A 16496-nucleotide genomic window follows, 5' to 3' on the forward strand; every position below is an offset into this window, starting at 1 on the left:
TCGCGCAAAAGGGGTAGGGACCGGAAGCATTCGAGTCTTGAGACTCTCCATGCGGCGGAGTATCGTGACGAAAACCCACCCTGCGCGAGACCCTGACTTGGGAGCCATCATGCCTAGTGTGCGACGTCAATTTGCTGCTGTGACGGCTGTCCTGGCCGTCAGTGTCACGGGCGGGGCGGTGATCAGCCCGGCGTTTGCAGGCCAGCGGGATGCCGTCAAGGAAGCCACAGCCACCGGGTATGGCGGGGCGGTCAGCACCGTGGACCTGGACGCGACGGTTGCGGCCATCAAGGTCCTCCGCGAGGGCGGCAACGCAGCAGACGCCGCCGTGGCCGCCGCGGCTACTCTGGGTGTGACAGAGCCTTACAGTGCCGGAATCGGAGGAGGCGGCTACTTCGTCTTCTACGACGCAAAGACCGGAAAAGTGGAAACCATCGACGGCCGTGAGACCGCACCGGCAACCATGCCCACCGACGCTTTCATCGACCCCGCCACCATCACTCCCGCAAACCCCGCCGGAAGTCCCTACCGGTTCGCACCCGAACTGATCACCAGCGGCGTCTCCGTGGGCGTCCCCGGCACCCCGGCCACGTGGGAGCGCGCTTTGGAGCGGTGGGGCTCCCTGGACCTGGACAAGGCCCTCAAGCCCGCCATCGAGGTGGCCGAGGATGGCTTTGTGGTGGACGAGACCTTCCGCCAGCAGACCGACGAGAACAGGGTCCGGTTTGAGGCTTTCCCCGCCACCACCAGCCTGTTCCTCCCCGGCGGCGAGCTGCCGGTGGTCGGCAGCACCATGCGCAACCCTGACCTCGCCGCAACCTACCGCCTTCTCGGTGACGAGGGCGTGGAAGCTTTTTACGGTGGTCCGCTCGCCGAGGAGATAGCTGCCACAGTGCAGTCCCCGCCGAAGAGCCCCACCACCACGCTGCCTGTTCCGGCCGGCTACCTGACGACGGCGGATCTGGCCGCCTACGAGACCCTGGACCGTGAGCCCACGCACGTTGAATACCGCGGCTACGACGTCTACGGCATGGCGCCCTCCAGCAGCGGCGGCACCACGGTGGGCGAGGCGTTGAACATCCTGGAACCGTTCAACCTCGCTGAAATGGCCGCGCCGGATGCGCTGCACCACTACTTCGAAGCGACCGCCCTGGCCTTTGCGGACCGTGCCAAGTATGTGGGCGACCCGGCATTCGTCGACGTCCCCACCGAAGACCTCACTGACCCCCTGTTCGGTAAGGAACGGGCTTGCGCCATCAACCCGGGGGTGGCGGCCGCTAAGCCGGTGGCCGCCGGGGACGTGAACTCGTACGACGGCGTGTGCCCGGTTGCGCCCGCAGCGGCAGCAGACGGACAGGACACGGAGAACATCTCCACCACCAACCTGACCGTGGCTGACAAGTGGGGCAACGTGGTTGAGTACACCCTGACCATTGAGCAGACCGGCGGGTCCGGCATTGTGGTGCCAGGCCGGGGGTTCATCCTCAACAACGAACTCACGGACTTCTCCACCGTGTACAACGCCACAGACCCGAACCGGATCGAGCCGGGCAAACGCCCGCGCTCCTCGATGTCGCCCACCATCATCCTCGAGGACGGGAAGCCGTTCCTGGCCCTTGGCTCACCCGGTGGCTCGATGATCATCACCACGGTCCTGCAGACAATCCTCAACCGCGTGGACCTGGGCATGGATATCCCGGCGGCCATCGCTGCGCCCCGTGCCACTCAACGGAACACGGCCACGGTGGTTGCCGAGCCTGCTTTCACGGCGGCCTACCCGGGTGCGTTCACCAGGTTCGGCCACGTGTTCTCCGAAACGGCTGAGATCGGTGCCGCCACAGCCATCGAATTCGACAGGCACGGGCGCATGACGGCCGCGGCCGAACCCGCCAGGCGCGGCGGAGGCTCGGCGATGGTGGTTCATCCGTCGCGGTGAATGGCGTCATGGCCGGGGCCAGTAACGCGGTGAGGCGTTACTGGCCCATTCCGGGATGGACGGCCACAAATTCAATTCCGGTCTGGACCTTTTTCTGTGGCCCACGGGAAAAGCCTTTGGCGTCCAACTGGTTCTGCGCCCGGAAATCTGCCAGTGCACTGTCGTAGATCTCGTTAAGCCGGCGGCCGGAGAGCTCCTCCACCGAACCGTCGCTGAACTTGATGGTCACAGCGGCAGTGGCTGGAAAGTGCCGCTTCATGCGGATGAAGCCTTCGGAGTCCTGCTGGAGGTTGATCAAGGGAGGTCCTGCTTTCACGTTGGCTGACCTCCAGTCTGACCTATGGCGACGGGCAGGTGCTCACAACCCGGCCGTAATTACGGCGACAATGGGTTGGTGACATCCCCAACCAACTCCGCCAATCCTGAGGGCGCCTTGGACACAGACGTTTTTGACCTGGCCGCCATCGGGACCGGTCTCGCTTTTGCGGAATCACTGGGGGACTTGGCACAGGCCCTCCGCGCCGGGGGCGCTGCGGGAACGGCAGTGATGCAGGCACCGCCGGGCACGGGAAAAACAACGCTGGTTCCGCCGCTGCTCGCCAACCTGGCCGCGCGCCGCGGCGGATCCGGGCGGGTGGTGGTCACGCAGCCCCGGCGTGTTGCCGCCCGCGCAGCGGCCCGACGCCTGGCCGCCCTGGACGGCAGCAGGGTAGGGGACCGCGTCGGCTACACGGTGCGCGGGGAACGCCAGGCCGGCCCCGGGACGCTGGTGGAGTTCGTCACACCCGGGATCCTGCTGCGGCGCCTGCTCGATGATCCCGGACTGGAGACAACCGGGGCGGTCATCCTGGACGAGGTCCACGAACGCGGCCTGGAGACGGACCTCCTGCTGGGAATGCTCGCCGAAGTACGTCAGCTGCGGGGGGACCTCACCCTTGTTGCGATGTCCGCCACGCTGGACGCGCCCCGCTTCGCAGCCCTGATCGGGGACGGCACGTTTCGGGAGGAAGAGGCGCGGGTATCAGCGGACGACGGCGGCGGTCCGGCTCCCGTCGTCGACTGCCCATCGGCGCTGTACCCCCTGGCAATCGAATGGGCACCTGCCGCCGTTGCCCGGCTGGATGACCGTGGGGTGACGCGGGGGTTCCTTGACCACGTTGCAGACTCAGCCGCCCACGCGCACGCGGCCGCGGTGCACCATGACCCGGGGATCGACGCCCTCGTGTTCGTGCCGGGTGCCTGGGAAGTCTCCTACGTGGCTTCCCGCCTCCGCGGACAGGCGTCCGCCGGGACGGAGGTGCTGGAACTCCACGGCCAGGTCAGCCCCGCAGAACAGGACCTCGCGGTATCCGGGCGCCGTCCCGGCGGGCCCGCACGAATCATCGTGTCAACGGACCTCGCCGAATCATCGCTCACCGTCCCGGGCGTGCGCCTGGTCATAGACTCCGGGCTGACGCGCGAACCCCGCCGGGACGCCAGCCGCGGCATGTCCGGCCTGGTGACCGTCTCCTGTTCCAGGGCATCCGCGGAACAGCGGGCCGGGCGCGCCGCACGGCAGGGGCCGGGGCGGGTGGTCCGTTGCTACGACCAGCGGACCTACGGTGCGGCTCCGGCCCACGTGACCCCGGAGATCGCCGTCGCGGACCTCACCGGCGCTGCCCTGGTGCTGGCCTGTTGGGGCTCACCCGGCGGCCAGGGGCTGGCTCTTCCGGATGCACCTCCGCCGGCAGCGATGGAGGAGGCTGCCGAGGTGCTGTGGGAACTCGGTGCCGTGGCACGGAACGGGCACGCCACGGCGCTGGGCCGGACGCTGGCCAGGGTCCCGGCCGATCCCCGGCTGGCGCGGGCCTTGCTCGACGGCACAGCGGCCGTGGGACACCACACGGCTGCGGAGGCTGTCGCCCTGGTATCAGGGGACCAGCGGGCTCCGGGGGCGGACCTGACGCGGCTGCTGGCTGTGCTGCGCGGCGGCAGGGAGCCGGCCTCCCGGCGCTGGGCGGAGGACGTCCGCCGGCTGGAGGCGATCGCGCGCAAGGAGGCGGCCGCCGTCGGCAGTTCCGCCTTCACCGAAACCGCGCCCGCAGCGGAAGCAGTGGGCGTCGTCGTCGCCCTGGCGTTCCCGGACCGGGTGGCGCGCCGTGTGCCGGGCGAGGGAGCTGCCCAGTATCTGTTGTCGTCCGGGACGCGCGCAGGCCTGCCAGCGGGAAGTTCCCTGTCGGGACAGGAATGGCTGGCGGTGGCCGAGGTATCGCGCGCGGGTGGCCGGGATGCGGCCGGCACCGGCGCCGTGATCCGTTCCGCTGCGCCGCTGGCGGCTGAGACCGCCATGGCGGCAGCGCAGCAACTCCTGACAGACACCGTGGTGGCGGCGTTCAACCAGGGCCGCGTCACTGCGCGGCGGGAACGGAAGCTGGGGGCAATCGGCCTTTCCTCCACGCCTGTCAAGCCTTCTGCCGCTGAAGGCCGCGCGGCGGTGGCCCGCACCCTGGCAGCCGAAGGCCTGGACATCATCGGGTTCTCGGTGGCAGCTGAGGCCTTGCGCCGCCGCCTTGCCCTCCTGCACCACGAACTGGGGGAGCCCTGGCCTGACGTTTCCGAGCACGCACTGCTCGCCCGGCTGGATCTGTGGCTGGGCCCCGAGCTTGAGGCCCTCGCCCGTGGAGCAGCCACTGGCTCCATCGACCTCACCGACCCGCTGCGCCGGCTCCTGCCGTGGCCGGAGGCAAGCCGGCTGGCGGAGCTGGCCCCCGAAGCGCTGGAAGTCCCCAGCGGGTCCAGGGTGAAGATTGAATACCCCTCCTTGTCCGAGTACCCGGCGGCGCAGTCCACCGGGGCAAACGCACGCGCGAATGCCGCCGGCCGGCCGGTGGTCGCGGTCAAGCTGCAGGAGTGCTTTGGCTGGGCTGAAACGCCGCGGCTGGTTGACGGGCGTGTGCCGGTACTCTTCCATCTGCTCTCACCGGGCAGGCGCCCGCTTGCCGTGACGGATGACCTGGCGTCCTTCTGGTCCGGGCCCTACGCCCAGGTGCGCGCGGAGATGCGCGGCCGCTACCCCAAGCACCCGTGGCCCGAGGACCCGTGGACCGCCAAACCCACCGCGCGGACCAAAGCCCGCATGTAACGGCCGGGCATGTCATCACGGCCGGTCGGCCCGTGTGAGATGTCCGATACCTGACCGAAACGTTGCGTCGACGCATTGAAACATGCCGCCGTTAGGCTCGTCACTACTTGGACGATGTGGTCCAGACCCCGACACGAAAGGACGCAACAATGTTGCTTTTGAGTAGCCTGAACCTCTTGCTGGACGCCCGCCGCAGCGACGACAGCCATGCCCATCCTGGCGGAAACAGTCAGACGGGATTCCCCAATGGACAGCTGACCTCCGCCGCCTGGGAGGGCTGGTGGCACGACGACGCCGCGTAGCCAGCCGGGTGCCTGACGCCTGATCCGGAGCCGGGCCAGTTTGTCCTAGCTGCGGGCCCTGATGAAGTCCACTACGGCGGGGGCCAGCGAAGCGCCGATCTCGGCGGCACTGCGTTTGTTCCCTGCCACGGCAAAGGAATGATCCCCGCCGTCGATCCAGGTGAGGACAGCGGCCGGGCCGATCCGGGCAACCACACCCTCCAGGAGTTCCTGGGCGGCGAACGTATCCCGCGTCCCCTGAAGGAACAACATGGGAAGCTCGAGGCCGTACAGGTGCTCATCGCGAAGCTTCTCCGGCTTTCCCGGCGGGTGGAGGGGGTAGCCAAGGTAGACCAGGCCGGCGGCTTCCATCCCCTCCGCCACGGCCATGGACGCCATCCGGCCGCCAAAAGACTTGCCGGCCGCCCAAACCGGGCCGCTGTCCCCGTGCGCTGACCCCTGGCGGGACGCCACCTCCATGGCGGCGCGCCAGGTGGCGATGGCGGCCGGAGGCCGGTCCGGGAACTTCCTGCCGGCTTCACGGTAGGGGAAGTTGAAGCGCAGGGTGGCAACGCCGTCGTCGTTAAGCGCGCCAGTGAAACCGGTCATAAACGGGTGCTCCATGCCCGCGCCGGCGCCATGGGCCAAAACAACGGTGGCAAACGGGCTCTCCGGGCGGGCGTACACGCCCGAGACCTCAAGATCGCCGACGGTTATGGTGACAGGCGTTTCAGCAACGGGCATACGTCCATGATGCCCGATTGCTGCCCGGCACGGCGGCCACAGTGCTGACTCGGCCCCCAGCGGCGGGGTAGGTTGTGTCCATGGCGAGCGAACAGACCACCCTCACTGTCCCCGGACCCCACGGCGAGCGCGACATGCGCATTTCCAGCCCCAGCCGGGTCATGTGGCCGGATCTCGGCCTGACCAAACTGGACCTGGCCAAGTACATGGTGGACGTCGGCGAGGCATTCATCGCCGCAAACGGTGACCGGCCGGTAGCGCTGCAGCGTTACTCGAGCACCATCGACGGAGAGCAGTTTTTCTCCAAGAACCCGCCCAAGGGAGCCCCGGAGTTCATCCGGTCCGTAAAGGTAGTCTTCCCCAGTGCGCGTTCGCATCCCATGCTGGTGCTCGACGAACCGGCCGCCGCCGTCTGGGCCGTGCAGATGAACACCGTGGTCTTCCACCCGTGGCCGTCCCGGGCAGGTAACACCGACAATCCGGACCAGCTGAGGATCGACCTTGATCCCCAGCCGGGCACCGACTTCGACGACGCCGTCCCGGCCGCGCTGGCCCTGAAGGAAGTGCTGGCGGAGGCGGGCCTGGACTGTTTCATCAAGACCTCGGGGAACCGCGGGCTTCATGTCTACGCCCCGATCGAACCCACCCGTGAATTCCTGGATGTCCGCCACGCCGTGATCGCTGCAGCCCGCGAACTGGAGCGGCGGATGCCGGAAAAAGTCACCACGGCCTGGTGGAAGGAGGAACGGGGCGAGCGGGTTTTCCTGGACTTCAACCAAGCCAACCGCGACAGGACCATCGCCGGTGCGTACAGCCCGCGTGCGCTGGCCCATGCCCCGGTGTCCTGCCCCATCACCTGGGACGAGCTGGGCAGCGCGGACCCGAAAAACTTCACTATCCTGACCGTCCCGGAACGGCTTAGGACCGTCGGCGACCCCTGGGCAAACATGAACACCACACCGGGCGGCACCATCGACGTGCTGCTGGAGTGGTGGGAGCGGGACCTCAAGTCCGGGCTGGGGGAGCTGCCCTTCCCGCCGGACTACCCCAAAATGCCCGGAGAGCCCTCCCGCGTGCAGCCCAGCAGGGCCCGGAAACCGGACTGAGGCTGTTCGAGCCCGAACTTTTCCCACCGGGCTATTCGAAGCGGGACGGATCTCCGGTGCCGCGCCGGACCACCTCGGCCACTCCGGACGAGAAATCGATGACGGTGGTGGGCTCCGCGCCGCAGTCGCCCGAATCGATGACGGCGTCCACCACGTGGTCCAGCCGCTCCTTGATTTCCCACCCCTGCGTCAGCGGATCCTCCTCGTCGGGGAGCAGCAAGGTGCTGGACAGCAACGGTTCACCGAGTTCGGCCAGCAGCGCCTGCACCACACGGTTGTCAGGAATACGGACGCCCACCGTTTTCTTCTTCGGGTGCAGCAGCCTGCGCGGGACCTCCTTGGTGGCCGGCAGGATGAACGTGTAACTTCCCGGCGTGACGGCCTTGATGCTGCGGAACACGTCGTTGCCGATGTTCACGAACTGGCCCAGCTGGGCGAAGTCCTTACACACCAAGGTGAAGTGGTGTTTGCTGTCCAGTTGGCGGATGCTCCTGATCCGGTCCAATGCCTCTTTGTTTCCCATCTGCGCCCCGAGCGCGTAGCAGGAATCGGTGGGGTAAGCGATCAGGCCGCCGTCAAGCACTATGCGTACTGCCTGCGTGATGGCGCGCGGCTGGGGATCCTCGGGATGAACATCAAAATATCTGGCCATCCCCTGAGCCTAGGCCAAACCCCTATCGAGGGAGGCAGGTTTGAGGCAGGATGTTGACTGTTCCGTTCCGATTCCCTTCAGAACTTCAAGGAGACAGGCCATGCCAACGACGCTCAACCCCTACCTTGGTTTCCGCGACAACGCCCGGGAGGCGTTAACTTTCTACCAGTCCGTGTTCGGCGGCGAACTGGCACTGAGCACCTTCGGGGAGTTCCAGGCCAGCGAGGATCCGGGGGAAGCAGAAAAGATCATGCACGGCATGCTGACCACCGGCAGTGGCCTGGTTCTGATGGGGGCGGACACACCCAATTCCATGGAAGCCTCAACGGGCAGCTCAATCTCGATCTCCCTGAGCGGTGACGACGAAACAGAGCTGCGCGGCTACTGGGACAAGCTCGCGGGCGACGGCGGCACGGTCACCGTCCCGTTGGAGAAGGCACCCTGGGGCGACATCTTCGGTATGTGCACCGACCGGTTCGGGACCGCCTGGCTGGTCAACGTCAACAACCCTGACCATGCGGCGCCTACCCCTTAGCAGCACTGGCTGATCCGAGGATACGGACTGCGCTGAGCGTGACGAACTGATTGGGGCCGGTCCGGCCCCAATCGGTCACCTCTGTCTGACTGGCGGCGGCCGACGGCGGGTGCCACCACGCGCCCTCGGCCGGCCACCCGCCGTCGGGCAGCATCTTTCCCCGCAACACCGCGAGTGCTTCCGCGGCTCCCGGATCATCGATCAGGCCCATCCGGGCCAGCAGGAGCAAGGCCGGCAAGATGCCGTAGTGCCAGTATTCGGGGTAGCGGAGCTTGACCCAGAGCGGGTCGATGGTCCGGCCGGTAGAGCGGGATTTGAACAGACGGTGATCCAGGAACAGCCCGGCCGCCCGTTCGGCGCCGGTCCGGGCCGCCGGATCCCCGCTGGCCTTCCAGAATTCGTAAAGTCCCTTGGCGGCAGGCAGCGTCTCATGGAACGAGGACCGGCGCCCGCTCGCGTTCAGATCGCAGTTCCAGCCGCCGTCAGGCCACTGCCACACCGTCAGGTCATGGGCAAGCTGGATCACCCGTGGATCTTCCTGCATCCCGAGCCGGCTGCAGACGTAGAGGGCATTGCCTTCCTGGGAAGCACAGCGGCGGGTCAGGCCGTTGATGGTGCGGATCTGGCTGCGGTGCTTGTCGCTGTGCAGCCAGTCAAGCACCGTGCCTGCGGCCTGCAGCATTGACGGTGCGTCCACTTCCGTGACGCCAAGGTCCACGAGGGAGACGAGCCGCCAGTGCGCGCCGCTCCATTTCCGGTAGGGGTGGACGCCGAAGCTGCCATCGGGCTGCTGGCCGGCGAGCAGCGAGCCCACAATCCTGCCACCGGTCACGGAGCCGCCGGACCACGGCTGGCCAAGGAACTCCCGTTGGACCGCCCGGCGCACTGCTGGCTCCGGGGAAGCAGCCAACCAGGCTACGGCGGGCCGCAAGGCTTCCTGCTCCATGGTTTGAGGCTAACCGGGGGCACACAAACAAGGAAGACCACCCCGGCTGAGGTGGTCTTCCTTGTCCGATCCCGGACTGCTTCGTGTTCACGCCATGGCCGGCCGTGTCCGGATCAGTGGCTGCCGGTCAGATCCACTTCGGGGCTGCCGGGACGGCTCCCAGCGCTGCCCCGCTCTGGCTGGCGGTGACGCCGTCGGTGCCCCGGCCGGTTGCCCAGCGGAGCACACCGGCCAGCGGGCCGGAGATCAGCACGGGAGCGTCAGCACCGGCGTCGCCGAGCTTCAGTTCGGGTTGCTGGTCCGTGACCAGGACCTGCAGCCCGGTGTCTGTGCCGCGGGTTGCCCAGGCGGAGGTGATGTCCTTGAGCAGGCGGGCCAGAACCGGTACCGGGATATCGGCGAACGTGGCTCCGTTGTCCAGGTCGACGGCGTGGGTCCAGACTTCCCGGGTGCGCATCCAGACGGTTTCCTCGGCCGGGACGGTGCGCCCCTGGGCTGTTTTGACCAGGTGGTGCCAAGCCTCTTCGGGCAGGTCACGCCATTCGACGTTCAGGTGCACCGCTGAGTGGTCAAAGAGGTGCCGCAGCGCTATCGGCGGCAGGGTGGCCCCGAAATTGATTTCGTGGTCCCTGATCTCCGTGGAGGCGTACATGGGGGTTTCCACGCCGGTGGCCGCCCACTCGATGAGCCGCGCGATGGCCCGCGCGTTGTAGCCGATGTGGGCGGTGACGTGGCGGCGGGTCCAGCCTGGCAGCAACGAGGGCCCGTCGAGGTCCGAGTCGGAGAGCTCGTTGAGCTTACGCGCGAAGAACGCGGTCCCGCGGCGGGCCTGCAGCAGCGAGTCGAGCAGCTGCGGGTCCGTCGTCTGGTCGTGGCGTGCGGCCATCAGGATTCCTTGACCACGCGGTTGTTCAGCTGGCCGAGGCCCTCGATGGTGGTGACCAGGATCTGGCCTTCCTGCAGGTACCGCTTCGGGTCCTGGGCGTGGCCCACGCCTCCCGGGGTGCCGGTGGCGATGACGTCGCCGGGGTTCAGCGTGATGATCGTGGAGATGTAGGAGACCAGGAACTCCGGGGTGAAGACGACGTCGTTGGTGGGTGTGGACTGCTGGGTCTCGCCGTCCACGGCGGTGGTCATGAGGCCGCCGCTGAACTCGTCCTTGGTGACCAGGGCCGGTCCGAACGGGGTGGACTTTTCCCAGGTCTTGCCCTGGAGCCACTGGATGGTGCGGAACTGGTAGTCGCGCATGGACACATCGTTGAGCACGGCGTACCCGGCGATGTGGTCCGCGGCGTCGGCTTCTGAAATCCGGCGGCCCTTCTTGCCGATGACGACGGCGAGTTCGGATTCCCAGTCCACGGTGTCCGATTCCTGGGGCAGGGCCAGGTCATCGTTGGGGCCGATCAGGGATTCGGCGTATTTGGCGAACAGGGTGGGGTATTCGGGGACTTCCCGGCCCATTTCCTTGATGTGGTTGCGGTAGTTGTGGCCCACGCAGATGATCTTGCCCGGGGCCGGAACAACGGCGTCCAGGTCTGCGCCTTCGAGCGGGTGGGTGGCCCCGTTCGCAGCGGCGGCGATGGACTCCCAGGCGGAGTCCTTCAGGAGGGCCCCGACGTCGGCGAACCCGTCGATTTCAGTGAGGGTGTCGCCGTCCTGGCGGACTGCCTTGGTGTCTGTTGTTCCCTCATTCGAGAGGCGGAGTGTCAGGAGTCTCATGCGTTCTTGCGTCCTTCGGTGTAGGTGCGGTTAAAGTTCAGCCGTTCAAAAATGGGGGCGTCGCTGAAGCGGAACAAATCAAACTCCGTTTGAGAATCAGACTCTGCCTGCAGGGACCATTCGGCCCAGGACGGGACCACAAACAGGTCGCCCTTGGCCAGGGCCTTGACCTCGCCGTTCAGGGTGGCGGTGCCGGAACCTTCGAAGACCTGCCAGACGCTGGAGCCCACCTCGCGGAGCGGCTCGGTGGCGGCGCCGTCGCGGAGGCGGTGGAATTCGGCCCGGATGGTGGGCATCACGTCGCCGCCGGTGGTGGGGTTGGTGAAGCGCACGGCAGCGTGGCCCTGGGACACGGTGGCGGGGTGGCCCTCATCCTCCAGGAGCAGCTGCTCGGTGAGGGCGCGGTCCGTGTATTCCCAGCGGTACGCGGCGATGGGGGAGCTGGTGGTGTCATCCAGGCCCGAGAGCGGGCGCAGGCCGGGGTGGGCCCAGAGCCGCTCGGAGCGTGAGATGTCCGGGGTGGCCTCGTCAGTAACACGCTCGGTGCCGAATTCGAAGAAGCCGGCGTCGGCGTAATGCACGAACGGGATGTCCAGGCCGTCGATCCAGGCCATCGGCTTATCAGTGTCGTTGTGGTGGCCGTGGAAGTTCCAGCCCGGGGTCAGCAGGAAATCGCCGCGGGACATCCGGACCGGGTCACCGTTCACAACGGTCCAGACGCCTTCGCCCTCAACAACAAAGCGGAAGGCATTCTGGGAGTGACGGTGCTCCGGTGCGGTCTCACGCGCACCCAGGTACTGGATGGCAGCCCACAGCGTCGGGGTGGCGTAGGGGGTCCCGGCAAGGCCAGGGTTCGCCAAGGCAATGGCGCGGCGTTCCCCGCCGCGGCCCACCGGCACCAGGTCCCCGGCACGGGCAGCCAACGGGTACAGGTCGCTCCAGCGCCACACGTGCGGCACGGCCTTCGGCGACGGAACCATCGGCATAAGGTCCGCGATTTCGGTCCACAACGGGATCAGGTTCTCGCGGTCAAAGTCCTGGTACAGCTCTTTGAGCTGGGCAACCTCTTCGGGCGTCGGCTCAGGAAGAGTCTGCCCCGCGGCCACTGATTCATGGGTCGTGTTCTCGGCGCTGATGGACACGTCGGCCTCCTTCAAGGTCAAACAGTATGTCTAAGGGTCAAAACGGCACTGCGGCATAGTCCGACTTTACGGACGCCATGGTGTGACCCCCAACATATTCTGCTGGCCAGAATTACGGGAGCTCTCCTCCCGGAGAACTCACTCCGGGTCCGCCGGGTTGGCCGCGATGTCGATCTCCAGCTGCCGGCAGGTTTCCCGCAGGGCGCCGACCAGGCCGGCGTCGAAGACCTTGCGGAAGCGCGTTGCGGGAGTGGCGACGCTGAGCGCGCCGACGACAGCCCCGCGGCGGTTGTGCAGGGCCATGCCCAGTGCGCTGACTCCTTCTTCAGTGCCTTCGAAATTGGCGGCGAAGCCGTTGCTCCGGATGGACTCGAGTTCCCGCAGGAAGGCGGGGTACTCGGCAGCGGGAATGGTGTCTCCGCTGATCTCGGCATTGTTGCTGCGGAAGAGCTGCTCGATCATGTTAGGCGCCATTTCGGCAAGCATTGCCTTGCCGCCTGACGTCTTATTGGCCGGCATCACCGTTCCCTGCCGGTCACCGACCCGTAAGACGTTGCTTCCTTCTACAGTGGCCAGAAACCGCACTTTCGTCCCCACCCGGACCATCAGGTTCACTGTCTCGTTGAGCTGGGCAGACAGCAGTTCCATATGCGGCAGGGCCAGCGAGCGGAGCAGCCTGGTCCAGCTCAGCCCGGCCGGCCCTACGCCCATGGCGGGACCGGGCACATAGCGGCGCGTTTCGTCCTGCACAGCAAAACCCCGGTAGACAAGCATGGCCAGGAGGCGGTGGGCGGTAGACGGCGCCACCCCCAGCTCCGCTGCCGCGTCCTTCAACCTCAGCGGCCCGCCGTCGCGAAGCATCTGAAGCAGCTGCAACGCGTTGTCCACCGCCTCGACGGAATAGGTTGGCCGCTTCTGCACGGGCTTCTTCCGGGGCGTACGTGCCGAACCCGGCGCCGGGGAAGGGGAATAGTTCTGCATGTCAGAATTGTATTGTGGTTCATCCGGGAGGGCCACGACAGTAGTGGGATGAATCACACACCTCCCGCTGCAGTGCCGCAACGGTCCTCACCCGGGGCTGCTGCTGCCCCCCTTGCCGCTGACGGGCCTGCGTCGCGGTTCACCAAAGGTTCGGCTGCCGCCGTCCTTGTCTGCTGGCTGCTGGTGGTCTTTGATGGTTACGACCTCATCGTCTACGGCACCGTGCAGTCGTCCCTGATCGCAGAAACCGGCTGGGGCCTGACCAAGGCCACCGCCGGAACAATCGGATCAATGGCCTTTCTGGGCATGATGATCGGGGCGATCTTCGCGGGCCGCATGGCGGACTCCTGGGGCCGCCGCCGCACCATCCTTGGCTGCGCCGTCATTTTCTCCATCTTCACCGTCCTGTGCGCCTTTGCTCCGAACGCAGCCATCTTCGGTGTCCTGCGCCTCCTCGCCGGGATCGGGCTTGGCGGCCTGGTTCCCTCGGCGAATGCCCTGGTGGCAGAGCTGGTCCCCGCAAAGTGGCGGTCCATCATCGCCACCCTGATGATGTCCGGAGTCCCGATCGGCGGATCAATCGCCGCCCTTGTGGGCATCCAGCTCATCCCCGCCTTCGGCTGGGAATCCATGTTCCTGGTGGCCGTCCTGGCCCTGCTGATCGTGGTGCCGCTGGGACTGAAATACCTTCCGGAGACGCTGGCCCCGGCCAGTGCCGAAGACAAAGCCGCCAAGGCAGCCGGTATTGGCGCCTCAGAACAAGAACCCTCCGGTTTCTCGTCACTTCTGCGCGCCCCCTACCTGGGCGTGAGTGTCCTGTTCGCCGTTGCCACCATTGCCACACTGTTCGCCTGGTACGGACTGGGAACCTGGCTTCCCAACCTCATGCAGCTGGCCGGCTACAACCTGGGTTCCGCCCTGACCTTCGCCCTAGCACTGAACCTTGGGGCAGTGGCCGGTTCGGTCATCACCGCCTGGGCCGGCACCCGCTTCGGACCGATCCCCACCGCAATCGCCGCAGCCGCCGTCGCCGCCGGAGCACTGGTGGTCCTCGTGACCGGCCCGTCCGTCGGCATCGTCTACTTCATGCTGGTCCTGGCCGGCGTGGGAACACACGGCACCCAGTGCCTCATCATCGCAGCGGTTGCCAGCCACTATCCCGGTCACCTCCGCGGCACGGCACTCGGCTGGGCGCTGGGCACCGGCCGGATCGGCGCCGTCGTGGCACCCCAGGTCGGTGGACTCCTGCTGGCGGCCGGGCTGGGCGTCAACTCCAACTTCATCGCCTTCGCCGGAGCAGCCGCCATTGCCGCGGTCCTGCTGGCCGCCGTCGGCATCAAACTCAAGTCAAAACTCGCAATATCTGAAGGAGCACACAATGTCTGAGCACGCCACGTCCACCGATGTCCTGGTCATCGGAGGGGGAATGGCCGGACTGGCCGGAGCACTCGCGCTGCGTGAAAACGGCGCCAACGTCACCCTGGTGGAGCGGGCCCCGGAATTCGGCGAGGTGGGCGCAGGCCTGCAGATGGCCCCCAACGCCTCCCGCGTCCTGCAGCGCTGGGGCCTGCTGGAAAAGGCACTGGAAATCGGTGTCCAGCCCAAGCACCTGGTCTTCCGTGACGCCGTCACCGGCGAGGAACTGACGCGCCAAACCCTGAACGGCGAGTTCGCGGACCGCTACGGCGCACCGTACGTGGTGATCCACCGCAGCGACCTGCACCGGGTCCTGCTGGAGGGATGTGAGGCTGCCGGCGTCAAGCTCGTCAACGACGTGATGGTCGAAAGCGTTGAAACCGTGAACGGCCGCGGCGTGGCGCACACCGCCGCGGGCGTTGACTACGAGGCAGACGTCGTCATCGGTGCCGATGGCCTCAAGTCCACCCTGCGTCCGCTCGTGGCCGGCGACGAACCGGTCCCTTCCGCGTACGTTGCCTACCGCGGTACCGTTCCTATCACCGAGAACACGCCCAAGACAGACCTCGAGGACGTCATTGTCTACCTCGGCCCGGACTGCCACCTGGTGCAGTACCCGCTGCGGAAGGGCAAGCTGCTGAACACGGTGGCCGTCTTCAAGTCAGCCTCTTTCGAACGCGGTGAGGAGCAGTACGGCGGCGTCGACGAGCTCGAGGCAGCCTACAAGGACTGCGTCCCGGCCGTTCAGGAAGCGCTCAAGAACCTCGCCACAGGCATCCGCTGGCCCATGTATGACCGCGACCCGATCGAGAACTGGGTGGCCGGCCGCATGGTGCTGATGGGCGACGCCGCACACCCCATGCTGCAGTACCTCGCCCAGGGCGCGTGCCAGGCCCTCGAGGACGCCGCCGTTCTCCAGGACACCACCAACGGAACCGTCTTCACCGCGGACGGCGTCAACCCGGAAGCCTGGGATGGTGCCATCGCCGAATTCAACAGGATCCGTGCCGGCCGCACCGCCCGGGTCCAGCGCACCGCCCGCGTCTGGGGTGAGTCCTGGCATGTCTCGGGCCTGGGCCGCACGCTCCGGAACCTGCTCTTCAAGAGCCGGAAGGACAACGACTTCCAGTACAACGATTGGCTGTACGGCCAGGACCAGCCGGGAAGCCCCTCCGTCCGCGGTGCCGTGAAGTCAACGGCTTCTGTCTAAGGTTCTTTGGTCCTTGGCTATTGAGGGGCGGCTGCACACAATGCAACGATTGATTGTGTGCAGCCGCTCCTCTATTTTGCGGCCTGTTTAATGGCCGGCTACCCTCCGTCAGCGCCCGCTGGCCCGGGGTGAGCAAGCGTGCGGAACGTCACTCTGTACCTGGACGTCGACGGCGTGGTGTGCCCGTTCGGAGCAACCGGCCGGACACCATGGGGTACCGCCTGGCGCTTCGCCAACGCCGGCCTGCTTGAAGTGGCTTACGCCCGCGAGCTTGTTGACGGGCTGAACAACCTTGCCCGGCTACCCGGCGTCCGCTGCGTTTGGCTCACCAGCTGGGAAGAAATGGCGCCCCACTATCTGTGCCCCGCCATCGGGCTCAATGCGGGCGGCTGGCCGTACCTGGCGGCCGAAGCAGGGGGAACCGGTGCGGACTGGTGGAAGCTTCGAGCCATCCAGGCGGACCTCGCCAGGTCCGGGGCCGATGCGTTGGTGTGGATCGATGACCAGCTCAATTTTGAGCAGGAGGCCCAGGCCTGGGCACAGATCCTGGGCCGCCGCATCATGCTGGTCTCACCCGATCCCCGGCATGGCATCTCGGCGGGCGAACTGGCAGCGGTCAGGGCATTTGTGGAGGGGCCGATGTTTTGACCTGATGCTCCAGGCGCGTACGATCGATGAGGTTTCAGGCCGCTCCCGGTAAACATTGC

16 protein-coding genes are annotated in these 16496 nt (G+C 66.9%); 8 read left to right on the top strand and 8 right to left on the bottom strand.

All coding sequences use genetic code 11. The features are described from left to right. The first annotated feature begins 109 nt into the window (after positions 1 to 109). Positions 110 to 1936 (top strand): gamma-glutamyltransferase, encoded by a 1827-nt coding sequence (gene ggt, locus ACP7AX_RS06640; RefSeq protein WP_426225857.1) that lies wholly within the window; start codon positions 110 to 112, stop codon positions 1934 to 1936. 37 nt (positions 1937 to 1973) lie between these two features. On the opposite strand, the gene ACP7AX_RS06645 is transcribed toward ggt, so the two are convergent. Next, on the bottom strand, positions 1974 to 2234 hold the full coding sequence (locus tag ACP7AX_RS06645) for a hypothetical protein (RefSeq protein ID WP_426225995.1): 261 nt from the start codon (positions 2232 to 2234) through the stop codon (positions 1974 to 1976). 96 nt (positions 2235 to 2330) lie between these two features. On the opposite strand from ACP7AX_RS06645, the gene hrpB reads away from it, so the two are divergent. Continuing rightward, positions 2331 to 5057 (top strand): ATP-dependent helicase HrpB, encoded by a 2727-nt coding sequence (hrpB, locus tag ACP7AX_RS06650; RefSeq protein WP_426225858.1) that lies wholly within the window; start codon positions 2331 to 2333, stop codon positions 5055 to 5057. Between the two features lie 149 nt (positions 5058 to 5206). Continuing rightward, positions 5207 to 5359: a hypothetical protein gene (locus tag ACP7AX_RS06655; RefSeq protein ID WP_426225859.1), complete on the top strand. Its 153-nt coding sequence runs from the start codon at positions 5207 to 5209 to the stop codon at positions 5357 to 5359. A gap of 45 nt (positions 5360 to 5404) precedes the next feature. Here ACP7AX_RS06655 and ACP7AX_RS06660 read toward each other — a convergent pair whose 3' ends face one another. Next, positions 5405 to 6082, bottom strand: coding sequence for an alpha/beta family hydrolase (locus ACP7AX_RS06660; protein WP_426225860.1), 678 nt, complete (start codon positions 6080 to 6082; stop codon positions 5405 to 5407). A gap of 80 nt (positions 6083 to 6162) precedes the next feature. Between ACP7AX_RS06660 and ligD the strand changes: the two genes are divergently transcribed. Beyond that, positions 6163 to 7188, top strand: a complete 1026-nt coding sequence (ligD, locus tag ACP7AX_RS06665) for a non-homologous end-joining DNA ligase (RefSeq protein WP_131681479.1) — start codon at positions 6163 to 6165, stop codon at positions 7186 to 7188. Positions 7189 to 7219: 31 nt separating this feature from the next. Here the strand turns inward: ligD and ACP7AX_RS06670 are convergent, their stop codons facing one another. Beyond that, positions 7220 to 7840, bottom strand: coding sequence for an L-threonylcarbamoyladenylate synthase (locus ACP7AX_RS06670; RefSeq protein ID WP_131681478.1), 621 nt, complete (start codon positions 7838 to 7840; stop codon positions 7220 to 7222). A 100-nt stretch (positions 7841 to 7940) separates the two neighbouring features. Here ACP7AX_RS06670 and ACP7AX_RS06675 point away from each other — a divergent pair, with 100 nt between their 5' ends. After that, positions 7941 to 8375, top strand: a complete 435-nt coding sequence (locus ACP7AX_RS06675; RefSeq protein ID WP_131681477.1) for a VOC family protein — start codon at positions 7941 to 7943, stop codon at positions 8373 to 8375. Here ACP7AX_RS06675 and ACP7AX_RS06680 read toward each other — a convergent pair. The 5 genes from ACP7AX_RS06680 to ACP7AX_RS06700 all read right to left on the bottom strand — a co-directional run bounded on the left by ACP7AX_RS06680 (position 8365) and on the right by ACP7AX_RS06700 (position 13163). Continuing rightward, positions 8365 to 9321 carry a hypothetical protein gene (locus ACP7AX_RS06680; RefSeq protein WP_426225861.1) on the bottom strand — a complete coding sequence of 319 codons (957 nt, stop codon included), beginning with the start codon at positions 9319 to 9321 and terminating at the stop codon, positions 8365 to 8367. The two genes, ACP7AX_RS06675 and ACP7AX_RS06680, sit on opposite strands and share 11 nt — an antisense overlap. Before the next feature lie 127 nt (positions 9322 to 9448). After that, entirely contained in the window at positions 9449 to 10207 is a 759-nt protein-coding gene (locus tag ACP7AX_RS06685; protein ID WP_426225862.1) for a maleylpyruvate isomerase family mycothiol-dependent enzyme, read from the bottom strand. Beyond that, positions 10207 to 11040, bottom strand: a complete 834-nt coding sequence (locus ACP7AX_RS06690) for a fumarylacetoacetate hydrolase family protein (RefSeq protein WP_426225863.1) — start codon at positions 11038 to 11040, stop codon at positions 10207 to 10209. Before ACP7AX_RS06690 ends, ACP7AX_RS06685 begins: the two co-directional genes overlap by 1 nt. Continuing rightward, positions 11037 to 12182 carry a cupin domain-containing protein gene (locus tag ACP7AX_RS06695; RefSeq protein ID WP_426225996.1) on the bottom strand — a complete coding sequence of 382 codons (1146 nt, stop codon included), beginning with the start codon at positions 12180 to 12182 and terminating at the stop codon, positions 11037 to 11039. The genes ACP7AX_RS06690 and ACP7AX_RS06695 overlap by 4 nt, the downstream gene beginning before the upstream one ends. Before the next feature lie 138 nt (positions 12183 to 12320). Continuing rightward, positions 12321 to 13163, bottom strand: coding sequence for an IclR family transcriptional regulator (locus tag ACP7AX_RS06700; protein ID WP_426225864.1), 843 nt, complete (start codon positions 13161 to 13163; stop codon positions 12321 to 12323). Between the two features lie 48 nt (positions 13164 to 13211). Between ACP7AX_RS06700 and ACP7AX_RS06705 the strand changes: the two genes are divergently transcribed. From ACP7AX_RS06705 to ACP7AX_RS06715, 3 genes are all read left to right on the top strand, one after another. After that, positions 13212 to 14549 (top strand): MFS transporter, encoded by a 1338-nt coding sequence (locus ACP7AX_RS06705; protein ID WP_426225865.1) that lies wholly within the window; start codon positions 13212 to 13214, stop codon positions 14547 to 14549. Then, positions 14542 to 15789: an FAD-dependent oxidoreductase gene (locus ACP7AX_RS06710; RefSeq protein ID WP_426225866.1), complete on the top strand. Its 1248-nt coding sequence runs from the start codon at positions 14542 to 14544 to the stop codon at positions 15787 to 15789. Before ACP7AX_RS06705 ends, ACP7AX_RS06710 begins: the two co-directional genes overlap by 8 nt. A gap of 138 nt (positions 15790 to 15927) precedes the next feature. Continuing rightward, the gene (locus ACP7AX_RS06715) at positions 15928 to 16437 is read left to right on the top strand and encodes an HAD domain-containing protein (RefSeq protein ID WP_426225867.1); all 510 of its coding nucleotides are present in this window, start codon (positions 15928 to 15930) and stop codon (positions 16435 to 16437) included. Positions 16438 to 16496: the final 59 nt, after the last annotated feature.

This window comes from Pseudarthrobacter sp. DSP2-3-2b1, assembly GCF_049895945.1.
In the GTDB taxonomy this organism is placed as follows: Bacteria; Actinomycetota; Actinomycetes; order Actinomycetales; family Micrococcaceae; genus Arthrobacter.